Annotated in this window: 9 protein-coding genes; 3 read left to right on the forward strand and 6 right to left on the reverse strand. The window is 34.3% G+C overall.

What is annotated here, in order from left to right; genetic code table 11:
- Window positions 1-51: 51 nt before the first annotated feature.
- Window positions 52-960, reverse strand: coding sequence for an EamA family transporter (locus KO527_RS23715; protein WP_216042714.1), 909 nt, complete (start codon window positions 958-960; stop codon window positions 52-54).
- A gap of 95 nt (window positions 961-1,055) precedes the next feature.
- Here KO527_RS23715 and KO527_RS23720 point away from each other — a divergent pair, with 95 nt between their 5' ends.
- Both KO527_RS23720 and KO527_RS23725 read left to right on the forward strand, forming a co-directional pair.
- Entirely contained in the window at window positions 1,056-2,489 is a 1,434-nt protein-coding gene (locus tag KO527_RS23720) for a PLP-dependent aminotransferase family protein (protein ID WP_216042715.1), read from the forward strand.
- A 122-nt stretch (window positions 2,490-2,611) separates the two neighbouring features.
- Window positions 2,612-6,700: a hybrid sensor histidine kinase/response regulator gene (locus KO527_RS23725; RefSeq protein ID WP_252734063.1), complete on the forward strand. Its 4,089-nt coding sequence runs from the start codon at window positions 2,612-2,614 to the stop codon at window positions 6,698-6,700.
- A gap of 43 nt (window positions 6,701-6,743) precedes the next feature.
- Here KO527_RS23725 and KO527_RS23730 read toward each other — a convergent pair whose 3' ends face one another.
- Genes KO527_RS23730 through KO527_RS23750 form a run of 5 tightly spaced genes read right to left on the reverse strand, consistent with a single transcriptional unit; the run spans window position 6,744 to window position 12,181 of the window.
- Window positions 6,744-7,469 carry a GMP synthase gene (locus KO527_RS23730; RefSeq protein WP_216042716.1) on the reverse strand — a complete coding sequence of 242 codons (726 nt, stop codon included), beginning with the start codon at window positions 7,467-7,469 and terminating at the stop codon, window positions 6,744-6,746.
- 6 nt (window positions 7,470-7,475) lie between these two features.
- Entirely contained in the window at window positions 7,476-8,645 is a 1,170-nt protein-coding gene (locus tag KO527_RS23735; RefSeq protein WP_216042717.1) for an iron-containing alcohol dehydrogenase, read from the reverse strand.
- Window positions 8,646-8,663: 18 nt separating this feature from the next.
- Window positions 8,664-10,070, reverse strand: a complete 1,407-nt coding sequence (locus KO527_RS23740) for an aldehyde dehydrogenase family protein (protein ID WP_216042718.1) — start codon at window positions 10,068-10,070, stop codon at window positions 8,664-8,666.
- A gap of 8 nt (window positions 10,071-10,078) precedes the next feature.
- Window positions 10,079-11,449, reverse strand: coding sequence for a glutamine synthetase family protein (locus KO527_RS23745; protein WP_216042719.1), 1,371 nt, complete (start codon window positions 11,447-11,449; stop codon window positions 10,079-10,081).
- 27 nt (window positions 11,450-11,476) lie between these two features.
- Window positions 11,477-12,181, reverse strand: coding sequence for a transposase (locus KO527_RS23750; protein WP_216042720.1), 705 nt, complete (start codon window positions 12,179-12,181; stop codon window positions 11,477-11,479).
- A 427-nt stretch (window positions 12,182-12,608) separates the two neighbouring features.
- Here KO527_RS23750 and KO527_RS23755 point away from each other — a divergent pair, with 427 nt between their 5' ends.
- Window positions 12,609-13,886 (forward strand): sulfatase-like hydrolase/transferase, encoded by a 1,278-nt coding sequence (locus KO527_RS23755; RefSeq protein WP_216042721.1) that lies wholly within the window; start codon window positions 12,609-12,611, stop codon window positions 13,884-13,886.
- The last annotated feature ends 6 nt before the right edge of the window (window positions 13,887-13,892 follow it).

The following is a 13,892-nucleotide window of genomic DNA, read 5'->3' on the forward strand; positions in this document are numbered from 1 at the left end:
GCTAATATAAAAACCGCTTTTTATTCAAATAGCGGTTTTTCAGTTTATAAGCTAATTAACGCGATATACACGCATTTTAAGTTTTAACTTTTTAATTATTGGTTCAGCTACCCCTTCAATAAACCCAAAGGCGATACCTGATAAAATACATACACAAGCCAACAGCTTAGTCATGCCTATTTGTTCATTATAAAAAATGGCTGACCCTAATAGCGCAAATAGTGGCACTAATAATGTCAGTGGTGCCATAGTGCTCATAGGATAGTGTGCTACAAGCTTATTCCATAACCAATAGCCTAATAAAGTAACTGGATATGCTTGAAATAGAACAGAAAAAACACTCAAGTAATTCATATTATTTATCAAAGATACAAAAACCGAAGTGCCATTTAGCATAAGAGATAATGTAAATAATGGCACTGGAGCAAAAACACAAGACCATACAACAAACGCAAACATATCGTTAATTGTTACTTTTTTAATGATTAATCCAACTAAACTAAAGCTCACTGATGCAAAACAAGCAAACAATATCCCTATTAAAGTGACAGACCCATCTTGTAATGTAAAAATCAATGATAAGCCAAATATAGAAATAAACAGGCCTACTTTACGAAATATAGATAACTTTTCTTTTAAAATTATGACGCCTAATAAGACAGATATAAATGCACTTGATTGTAAAATTAAACTCGACATACCAGCAGATACCCCCAAATATATTGATAAGGTCAACATGCCCCATACCCCGACACCAAACGTCAGTCCATAAAGTGCTAATACTGACCATGATACCCGTGGTTTTTTAATAAAAAATATCGCAGGAATCGCTGCAAAGGTGAACCTTAACCCGGCTAAAACTAGCGGGTCCATACCTTCTACCCCGAGCTTAATTACTGAAAAATTAAACCCCCACATCCATGCCACAACGATGGCAATTAATATATGAACTCGTGACATACCCTACTCCCTTATCTCTAAAAATATATTTGATTAGTATGCGAAATTCACAAATAATAAACAGATGCAATTTTTAGATATTTTTAGAGTACAATTTGCCTGCTAAATACCTTCTACTTTCAAAAGAGATCATTTCTGACATTGAGCTAGGTAAATTATCCTTAGGTCAACGTATGCCTGCAATTCGTAAGTTTTCAAAAATACGAAATATAAGCAATACAACAGCAATTAACTGTTATCAAAATTTGCAAGAGCTTGGTTGGCTTCAAGTAAAACCACAATCAGGTTATTTTGTGACACAACCTTTTGGTAAAAATAAAATCCCAGAATTTCCCCTGTTTGAAAGTAAAGTTAGCCTACCAAAACGCATAACACCTTTGATAGAGGCGATGAACAGTCCTTTTTATATTTCTTTGATATCACCTGAATTGATACCATTTGATGTGCTTAATAGATGCACTAAACAAGGAAATACTAGAAGTCAGCATTTATCTCATTTATACCCTGACTATCAAGGGCAGCCTAATTTACGACATGTTTTGAGTAAACATTTTTCTGACAATTACTTTTCCTTAAATGCGAATAAATTAACTATTACCAATGGCTGTATCGATGCAGTTAAAACCGCAATTGAAGTGACAACGAAACCTGGTGATGCCATTGCAATTTCATCTCCCTGTTTTAATGGTTTAATTGAGTTACTAGCGAGTTTAGATAGAAAAGTGATAGAGATCCCCTGTTTTGATGCTCAGTTAGACTTAATTCAATTAGAACAACATCTAAAAGGTAAATCTGTTAAAGCATGTTTATTTAATAGCAACCATATCAACCCGCAAGGTATTAGTTTTAGCGCACAACAAAAACAAAAACTTGCAAAACTAGCAGAACAATATCAAACACCAATCATAGAAGATGATATTTATCTAGAGCTCAGCCATAGTGCTCATAATCCACTTCCCATTAAACATTGGGATAACTCTGGTTGGGTTTTATGGTGTGGTTCAATCTCTAAAACCCTCTCACCTAGCTATCGTTTAGGTTGGTGTGAACCAGGTAGATTTTTCGAACAATACTTATTAAATAGAAGTATACGAAATTACGGTGTTAACTTAGTTGTACAAAACATGTTATATGAATTTATTTACTCAGGGCAATATGCAAAACACTTAAAAAAATTAAAAATAAAGCTAAATCAAAATGTACGAGATTATCATAAATTCCTTAGTCAAAACTTACCTAAAAATGCACGAATAAGTACGCCTCAAGGTGGACTAGTGCTATGGATACAAATAACTAATTTAAACGCACAAGCATTATTAATAGAAGCAGCAAAACATAAAGTATATTTCAGAGTAGGCAATGAATTTAGTACTTTAGATTTATATAAAGATTGTTTACGTATTAATATTGGTTGGGCGATTACAGATATACCAAAATCTAATACTGCAAATAATCCAAATTCTATCAGGTGTAAGCAACTAGCCACTTTGTGTCATTTAATAGTTCAACAAATAACTAGAGATTTTTAATCACTCTCATCGTAGATATAGTTCATTTAATAAACTAAAGTAAGAGTTACCATAGACTTTTAGCGCTGAAAATATTGAATTTTATAAAAAATAATTTATTAATTTATTTTCTTTTAATTTTTTTGGCAATCACGTCAAACGTTTGTTTTGCTAAAACTTCTAATCTTATCAATGAATATTCAGTCAAAAAGTTAACTGAAGAAGATGGTTTTATATCCTCTGAAATTTACTCAATTATTCAAGATCAGCAAGGGTTACTCTGGTTTGGAACCGCTGAAAATGGTGTAATGAGATACGATGGTCGTAAAGTCACCCTATTTGAATTTGACAGCATGAATTCAAATGGACTTTCGCATAATGATGCTGGCAACTTAATGTTAGATCGCAATGGCAATATGTGGGTGGGAACTTGGGGGGGTGGCGCAAATATTTATAACCCTAAAACAGGAAAATTTGAAAGTTTTCTGCACAGAAAGGACAATAAATCATCAATTTCATCAAATCGAATTCAATCATTATTTCATGATAAAGAAAACAAAATCTGGTTAGGATCATACAATCAGGGCTTAAATCTATATTTAGGGAATAATCGCTTTAAAAAGTTTAAGGCAGATAAAAATGAACGCTCTAGTTTATCTCACAATAGAATATGGGATATTGAAGAAAAAGATAAAAATACGCTTTGGATAGCCACTAGTTTTGGATTAAATTTATTTAATAAATCTGATAATACATTTTCTCACTTTCTCCCCGACCCAGACAATAAAACACCTACTGGTAAAAATGAAATAAGAAATATTTTAAAAACCTCAAAAAATAAAATTTATATAGGGACACAGCAAGGCCCTTTTATTTTTAATGAGAAAACCCAGAAATTTATTGCTTTGACCTTAGATAAAAATGAAAACCTAGGCCAAGTAAACTCAATGATAGAAGATCACCAAGGCTATATTTGGTTTGTAACAAGCAATGGCGTTTTTAGACAATCACAACTTAGCAATTCACTCGAAAAGCTAGAGCTTGATGATAATAATGGTCTTAGAGTCATTTTTGAAGATAGCTCTAAAACCATTTGGATCACCAGTGAAATTCAAGGTATTTATAAATTAGTCCCTCACCGTAAATTTAAATCAATTAACAATCCAGAATTAACTGCACCCAATGGGATCATCGCAGACAAAAATGGAGATGTTTTAATTGTTAATTCTGCATCTCAGATATATAAATGGCGCACATCAGAGCAAAGCTTAACATTAATTAGTGATTCTATTTTTAGTGAAAAAAATGGTTTTGGTGGTAACCAACTGCTAGAAAGACCAATCATACTGCCTGACGGTGATCATAGTTTTTGGATAGCACAAGATGAAGGGTTAGCGAAATTTAATATCGATACAAATAATATTCAATTTATAACTTATCCAAAATCAGTAAAAAACCATGAAGAATTTAGAGAATTACGGGCATTGAATATTGATGAACATGGCAATTTGTGGATTGGTACATATAAGAACGGAGTATACATTTATGACCCTAAAGCTGATAAATTTAAACATTTAAACTACGATTCAGGTTTATCCCATCCCGAAGTTTTAACTATTTTTAAAGATAGTGATCAAAATATGTGGGTTGGCACTGGTAATGGGGTCAATATCTGGCAAGAATCAAAACAAAAATTTAAATCTTATCAAGATAACAACAAAGATCCGAAGAGTTTATTAGGGAATATAGTGCAAGATATATATCAATCTACAACGGGTGATATTTGGATTGCGACTCAAAAAGGGCTTAATTTATATCAAAAAGAGTCACATACTTTTAAGCATTTCAATAAAGATAATGGACTAGCAACATCTTTAATTCGCGCTATTGCAGATGATAAACACGGCAATTTATGGGTTACAACAAATAAGGGCATTTCTCAAATCAATGTCTCTTCAGACATGGTAGTTAATTTTGATAGCCAAAATGGTTTATCCGGTTCTAATTTTTATGCTAATAGTTTTGTAAAAGGTAATGGTGAGGTACTTTTCACAAGTAGTCCTAGAGGCATTGAATATTTTACGCCCTCTAAAATTGAAGAAAACAAAGATGACTTTAATCTCATTTTAACAGGGTTTAATAAGATGGGTCAGCTAGTCAAACTTGATAAACCATACTCCTATGTTACTGATATACAATTAACTCATCTTGATTATATTTTCTCATTTGAGTTTTCTGTTTTAGATTATATTTCACCTAACAAAAGCCAATATGCTTATAAGCTTCAAGGTTATGACGATAATTGGATTGACATAGGAAATCGTAACATTGCCTCTTTCACAAACTTAGATGGAGGTAGCTATACCTTTTTAGTTAAAGCAACTAATAGTAGTGGAAAATGGGGAGCCAAAGTATTATCTATCAATTTAAAAGTCTCTCCACCACCATGGCAAACATGGTGGGCTTACGGTATATATCTAGCGATAATCATATTTATCGCCTCAACAGCAATTTACTTAAAAACACGATTACAAAAAAATGAAATTTTAAGACAAAAACAATTTGTTACTCAACTTGAAGAGCAGGTTTCTGAAAAAACAGCATCACTTGAAACACAAGCAGTAGACCTGACTAATGCTTTAAAAAAAGCGGAAGAAGCTACGCAGTTAAAATCTGAATTTTTGGCGAATATGAGTCATGAAATAAGAACCCCAATGAATGGTGTCATAGGCATGCTCGGCTTACTGAAAAGTAGCCAACTTTCAACAGAGCAAGAAAATCGAGTCAATATTGCTTTTTCAAGTGCTAACTCACTCTTAATACTGATTAATGACATTTTGGACTTTTCAAAAATTGAAGCTGGACGTTTAGAGCTCGAGTATATCAATTTCGATTTAATAAATTTACTAGAAAAATTAGCTCAATCAATGGCCTTACTCGCTCAAAATAAAGGTGTAGAAGTGATTTTGGATGTGGCAGATATTAATCAGCAATATATCAACTCTGATCCCAATAGAATAAGACAGATACTGACTAATATTTTAAGTAACGCAATTAAATTTACTGACCATGGTGAAATAGTCATTACGGCAAAGTTAACACCCGATTCAAACTCTCAAAACATCTTATTAAAATGTTCAGTTAAAGATACTGGTATTGGTATACCCAATAACAAAATTAGCATGTTATTTGGTGCCTTTAATCAAGTTGATGCTTCTACTACTCGAAAATATGGTGGTACTGGGTTAGGTCTTAGTATTACAAAGGAATTATGTAAACTACTTAATGGTGATATAACAGTCTCGAGTGAAGTTGGTAATGGCAGTTGCTTTGAAATAACGTGCTTAGTTCAAAAAAGTACTCAGATCGATATCAAACCTAGGTGTGAAAATTATTCTAAACACCATATTTTGATTATTGATAACAATACCACCAATCGAAAAACAATGCGCCGACAATTAGAATCATGGGGTTCTACGGTTGATGAAGTCTCTGATAATACACAATCATTAAAAAACTATGCTAGCAGCCTAAATGATTTGGATATTGCTGATTTCAATATCGTGTTTATAAATATAGATTCTCAATTGCTTGATAATTCTGAATCAATAAAAGTTATTAAAAATATTATTAATAAAAACAATATGAAAGTGATTCTCATGACCACAATAAATGAACAAGTTAATGAGCACATACTTTCTAAATTTAATACGCAGTTATATTTATCAAAGCCTGTGACAACAACAAGCTTACGTAATGTAATACAAAAAGAATTAACTTCAACTGATGAATTAATTTCGGAAAAAGAGCTCGATAAATCAGAAAAAGCGAAGCATTACCATGCTAATTTTTCAGGAGTTCATATCATGCTTGTAGAAGATAATAAAGTTAATCAAATGGTTGCTTTGAGCATTCTCAATAATTTAAGTATAAAAGTTGATGTAGCTAATAATGGTATTGAAGCTATGCAATTATTAGAAAACAAAAACCTATATTCTCTTATAATAATGGATTGTCAAATGCCTAAAATGGACGGGTATGAAACGACTAGAAGAATTAGAATGGGTGAAGCCGGAGTTGAAAATGCGACAATACCAATAATAGCAATGACCGCCAATGCTATGTTAGGCGATAAACAAAAATGTATAGATGCAGGTATGAGTGATTATTTAACTAAACCCATTATTCCCATCAATTTAGTAGAAAAATTAAAATTGTGGGTCGACAAATAACTAAAATTATCGAATACGACTTTATATTTACAATCTTAAGAACTTATCGGTCAACGACTGTCCTTTTCAAAAAACACAAAAGCCACTGCATTATTATTAAGTCATCAGGAATATTATTTAACGATTCAACCCCTTTATCTAAAACCTGTTTTGGGATCCTATCTTTTCGTGAAAGCATTAAAGCCTTTGAATAATTACGGCTAAATTCTGGGTGGCCTTGTATACCTAAAATATGTTTATCAATTTGAATCATGTAATAAGGGCAAAATTGATTACCCATCAATACCTCAGTGTCTTTTGGCAGTTTGATGACTTGGTCTTGATGACTTACAACTAAATTTACTGAGTTTAAATGAGGTTTCATCCAAGGTTGTTTTTTTATTACTTTTGAAGTGGTTACACCTATTCCCCAACCTTTATCCGATTTTTCAACTAATCCACCTAAAGCCTGTGCTATTAATTGATGGCCAAAACAAATACCAACAAAGGGCTTTTTAGCGATATACAAAGCATTTATGAATTCAAGTAATTGTGTGATCCATTCATGATTTTCATAAACACTATATTTACTACCTGTGCTCATATAAGCATCACATTCATTTATATTCGTTGGGTATTGCCCTTTTTCAACATCATAAAACGAAAGTTTTAGATTTTTAAGGTCTGAGTTTGCCTTAATGATAGTATTAATAAACATATCTTGGTAATCAGCAAACTCATGTTGTAACTGTGATTGCACGTGGTCACATATTAAAATACCTATTTTCATAAATATTTATATTTCACCATTTAAAGCATTGATAAATATGTCAGTATATTGTTTTTCACTAAACGGAATTGGATTGCCAGCAGCACAAGGGTCATTAAATGCCATTTTGCCGATTAAACAAGCGTCTTTGGCTGTGATGTCGATATCACTGAGTGTATGTGGAATACTAAGCTGTTGGCGAAATGTGATCACCCAAGCAATAAAACTATCAAAACACGCATCTTTTAATCCGATATAACGGGTTAATCTTCTTATTCGGCCCTCTATTTCAGAACGATTGGCTTTTAATACATATGGCATCAATATGGCGTTTAATAAACCATGATGGCAATTATAAAGTGCACCCAGAGAGTGCGCTAATGCATGCATTGCGCCTAAACCTCGTTGAAATGCTGTGGCTCCCATAGTTGATGCCACCATGCAATGTGCTCTAGCTTCTAGGTTTTGTCCGTCGAGTGTTGCTTTTAATAGATTATCTTTTATTAACCTAATGGCTTCTAATGCAATGCCTTGCGCCATGGGGTGATAGCTCTGTGCACAATATGCCTCCAACGCATGTGAAAAAGCATCCATTCCGGTTGCCGCCGTTAAATGTGCAGGTAAATCTAATGTAAGCTCGGGATCTAAAATCACAATACTGGGTAACATATTTGGATGAAAAATTAGGCGTTTTACTTTTGCTTCAACATCAGTGATCACAGAAGCGCGACCTACTTCAGAGCCTGTGCCTGATGTTGTAGGCACTGCAATTACTTGTGCCATATTACTCGTATTTACGCGAGTCCAATTGTCATCTTTATCTTCAAAATGCCATAACGGTAATGTTTGTCCGACCATTAACGCAACTGATTTTGCAGCATCAATGGCTGAACCACCTCCAAATGCAATAATACCATCATGGTTGCCATAATTAAATGCTGCTACACCATCTTTTACATTTTGCTCAGTTGGATTACCAACTATATTGCTAAAAATATCACAATGCATATCGTGATCATGAAAATTACTCAAAACCTTAGCTACCATATGCTGCTGTGCTAAAAAGGGATCTGTAATAACTAATGGTTTTTTCATGCCTAAATCTTTACATAGATTAGGTAATTCACCTATTCGCCCTACTCCTTGCTTTATATTGGTAGGGTAATTCCAATCTGCCTTTAAATGATCAAGCTTCATAGTTATGCCTGTATTAATTTAAATTTTAGTTTTTAAGTAAAATGATTTTGGCCGGGTTAATACACCATAACCTAAAGTAGATAAAGTACAGCCTCTGCCTGAGTTTTTAACGCCAGTCCATGCAAGTGAAGGGTCAAGATAATCACAGCGATTCATAAAAAAAGTGCCAGTTTCTAGCTGTTCGCCTATGGTGATAGCGCGATCAGTATCTTTAGTAAATACAGATGCTGTTAATCCAAATTCAGAATCATTCATTAACTCAATGGCTTGTTTGTCACTACGGACTTTCATTATGCCAACTACCGGACCAAAACTTTCTTTGGTCATGATATCCATTGTATGATCAACATGCGTTAATATTTGCGGCGCGAGGTAGGCACTGCCTTCTTTGTCTAAAGGAAAGTTTTCGGGGTTAATATGGGTTTTCGCCCCTGCTATAACCGCATGATGTATTTGCTCGCGAATAAAGTCTGCAGGCTTTGAATTTACCATAGGCCCAAGTGTTGTATCTACATCAAGCGGTGAGCCTAGCTTATATTGTTTAACTAGCTCGGTTGCCTGTTCGACAAATTCATCAAATATCTGCTCAGCAACATATATTCGCTCAATGCCACAACATGATTGCCCTGAATTAAAAAAGGCACCATCTATACAAGTCTCAACCGCATGTTTAAGATGAGCATCATCACATACATAAGCTGGATCTTTACCGCCAAGCTCTAACCCTAATCCCATAAAATGACCATTACAGGCATTTTCAATGGCCTTGCCACCCGCCACTGAACCGGTAAAAGAAACATAATCGACTTTGTTTTGTTTAATAATGACTTCAGTATTACCATGGCTTAAGTGTAAATATTGAAATACACCTTTGGGGAAATTGGCTTGTTCAAATGCTTTTTCAAATTGCTCAGCACATAAAGGTGTTTGTGAGGAGTGTTTTAATATTACGGTATTTCCCGCCATTATCGCAGGAATAATGCTATTAATAGCCGTTAAATAAGGATAATTCCATGGCGCTATTACAAATACAATGCCTAATGGCTCTCGCTTTATATAGCTTGTTATATTTTTATTGGATGAAATCTTAATTGTTTTTAAACTATCTTTTGCAATATTGATCATATGACGAGCACGTTGGGCCATACCTGAAACTTCACTTAACGCATATTTGATTGGGCGACCCATCATATAACTTAGCTGTAATGCAATTTCATCGCTATTTTCAATAAAAGCATTCACCATAGCAAGGCACATTTTTTTACGTTGGTTTAAAGTTGTTTTTTTCCACTTTAATTGCGCTGATTTGGCAAGTTTAAGTGTTTGGCTAATATTTTGTGAATTTGCTAACACGCGCTCTACATAAATAGAGTTATCAATTGGTGTGCGTGTAACTTGAAGATCTTCATCTGTATTTAACAGCATATACTACCTCAGATAATTTCAAAATATCGCTCGAGTTCCCAGTCAGAAACATGCTTACGGTACTCTCTTTCTTCCCATAATCGTGTTTGAGCAAAGTGCTCAACAAATTCTTTACCAAATAGTTTATTTGCAGCTTGTGAATTTTTGAGTTTCTTTGCCGCCTCACTTAAAGACGGTGGTAATGTTAAAGACTCATGATGTTTTTGCTCATACGCGTTGCCTTCAACTTGTGCTTTGGGCGCTAACTTTTCTTTAATGCCTAATAAGCCAGAGCCTAAAGCCGCAGCCAGAGCAATATAAGGATTTGCATCTGCAGCTCCGAGTCGATATTCAATTCTTTGAGACTTTGCAGTACCCGGTATTAAACGCAGTGCCGTAGTACGGTTTTCGACACCCCAAGTGGCATCTAAAGGTGCCCAAAGCCCAGGTACCATTCGGCTATAACTATTAACAGTAGGTGAAATCATGGCTAAAAATTCAGGCATATACTTTTGTTGGCCCGCTAAAAAATAACTTTGTAACTCACTCATATTAAATGCTTTAGATTCATCATAAAAAACAGAATCGCCTGCTAAGTTTTTTAAAGAGATATGAATATGACCACTTTGCCCTGGTAATTTATTTGACCACTTGGCCATAAAGGTCGCCATTAAGTGGTTTTGCTGTGCCCAAACTTTAATAAAAGTTTTAAATAATGCCGCTTTATCTGCTGCATTTTCAGCAATATCATGATTAATAGCAGCCTCTAATACTCCCGGCCCAGTTTCAGCATGTAATCCCTCAATTGGAAAATCCATCGCTTCACCTAATTGCAAAATTTGCTGATAAAGATCTGCATGAGTGCTATTTCTTAAAATGGAATAACCAAAGTTACCTGGTGTTAAAGGTTTTAAATTTTTGAAGTTTTTTTCTCGTACTGACTCAGGTGTTTCATCAAACATGAAAAATTCATATTCAAAAGCAGCATTAGCAACAAAACCCATTTCTTTTGCTTGAGATATCACACGATTTAAAACGTTTTTAGGGCAAATACTCGCTGCAGCATCACTAAATTGTGCAATAAATAACAGCATATTATCTTCAAGAGGCAGTTCACGGCAAGAACTCGGAATAATTTCAACTTGTGCATCAGGGTAACCAGTGTGCCAACCCGTATAAGCGGTATTATCATAAAGCTGATCGTTTGAATCCCATCCTAAAATGACATCACAAAAGGCAAAACCACACTCTAAAGATGAAAAGAACTTTTCTTTACTCATGTACTTTCCGCGCATCACACCATCAATATCAAATAACCCAACCTTGATATAAGACAAGCCACGTTGTTCAACAATCTTTTTTGCATCAGCAACTGTTTTTACCATTCTTGGTTCTAACATAACATTCCTTATAAAAAGGGGTCGGAGTCAATTAACCTGTTTATCATCAATATGAATTGGTCGACCTTGCTTAAATTGACCAATTTTCACGTCTAATGTTTGCTCTATTTTCGTTTTAAATTCTTCACCACCAAATGGATAATTATGTATTAAACACTCTCTTATATGATGAAGTTGTTCTGAAGGAATTTGCTGAGTGAATAATTCACGATAATTATTTAACCGACTTTGCTTTGATGGACCTAATTTTAAGTATTCGTCGTGAGGTGTGATGCATTGAATGGTTTTTCCTATACCATTATGCTGATAGCTTGACCAAGTATATTCCTCTGGTGAATCTACCATTTTAGCTCTGACCGGGTTAAGTTCTATATATCGCTGGCAAATTAGAAGGTAGCGTTCACTATCTATAAGGCTTGCTTTATGTCTACCCTCCCATAAAGTACCAGTGCGATTATAAATACCATTTATATATCTAACATATTTACGTCCAACACTTTGCATTACTTTTGAAATGCCTTCATGATCGCTTGGTGTCATTAATAGGTGAACGTGATTGGTCATTAAAACAAAGGCATGAAGTTTTACCTTATATTCAATTAAAGCTTCGCTTAACGCCTTTATGTAAAAGCCATAATCGTCATCACAAAAAAAGCAGGCTTGTTTATTATTGCCACGCTGTACAATATGACTTGGTACTCCTGCTGCGTAGAATCTTACTTTCCTTGGCATGGCTCATTCCTGAACATCACTTCATAAAATGAGTATAGTGCAGATGGGGTGTTCTGAAAGGGGAAATCAAATTAATTGACTCCGACCCCTTTTTTAATTTACAAGCCTTTTTTGTATAAAAGCCGACAGTTTGGTGAGTAAAGCTGGTTAAATGCGCATTTTTACAGCCCTTTTCTCTGGCTTCTGTTGATACTCATAATGAGTCAATCCACAGCCAACCAAAATTGTCATATAGGATATGATTTTAAAAATTAAATTCAATATACAATAAGGCTTGGGGATTCATTATGTTAATTTAACTATTTAATTGTTAAACATATAATCGAATGATAAGGTAGCTATTGTACATTTTTATATATTTTTCAAATAAAAACAATTATATATAGATCAAACAACTCACCTCACTATGGATATTAGCCTCACAAAAATGATTAAACATTGGATCATCACTTTAACCTTATTTTTATGCTTCTTACCTGCAACATCTCTGGCAAGTAATAATAAAAAATCGCCCAATATTATATTTATTGTTGCTGACTATATGGGATATGCCGATACAGAGCCTTATGGTGCAACTGATATAAAAACCCCCTCACTCAATGCATTAGCTTCTCAGGGGATTAAATTTACCAATCATTATGCCGCAGCTTCATCTTGCGTACCTTCTCGTGCCTCTTTAATGAGTGGAAAATATCCGTCAAAAGTATTACAAGGGTTTGAACATAAAAAAGGCAGAGGTTTACACTCAAAAAATAATAATTTACTTAAAGGTTTAAAATCTAATGGCTATAAAACAGCTTTAATTGGCAAGTGGCATCTTGGGCAAGAAGAAAATTTCAGTCCTAATGATCATGGTTTTGATTATTTTTTAGGGTTTAACGCTTGGACATTAGGCTACCATAATCATTTAACTTCTGACGGTGAACCTGGCTTATATCGAAATAAAGAACTTGTAAATGAATCTGGATATCTCACTGATATTTTTACGAATGAAGCGATGCAATTTATTGATAATAATAACAAAAATCCATTTTTCCTTTATCTTTCATATAATGCTGGATTACCGCCATATCAAAAGCCGGATCTGGAAAAGTCTAAATGGGACACCGGGTGGGATGCAAATAAAGCCACTCGTTCTGATTATGTTTCAATGATTGAAAGCATGGATTTTGGCATTGGTATGGTGTTAAACAAGTTAAAAAAATTAAATCTTGATGACAATACCCTAGTCATATTTACTTATGATCATGGTGGCCGACACCTTGTTGATTCGGGCCCTTTGTTTCATGGCTTCGGTACTTTGTGGGAGGGTGGCATACGTGTTCCGCTCATAATGCGCTGGCCAAATAAATTAAATGTAAATAATACTTTCCAAACTCCTACAATAGCCATGGATCTCACTGCAACTATGCTAGATGCTTCACAGAGTAAATATGTTGCGACTTCCTTAGATGGCACCAGTTTACTCGAAATCATTGCACAGCCAGACAATTATGTTGATCGTAGTTTATATTTCAAAGGTCGAAAAATGAAAGCAGTTCGTAAACACAACTGGAAATATATTGTTGATGGATACTCTCAACTACTTTTCAACTTAGAGACTGATATCAGTGAAAAACAAAACATTTTTCATAAACAGATCAAAAAAGCGAATCAACTTAAGCAAGAACTTGAAAACTGGGAAGAGAGTTTAGAATCCTATTAATTTTAC

Source organism: Pseudoalteromonas sp. C2R02 (genome assembly GCF_018860845.1).
Classification (GTDB): domain Bacteria; phylum Pseudomonadota; class Gammaproteobacteria; order Enterobacterales; family Alteromonadaceae; genus Pseudoalteromonas.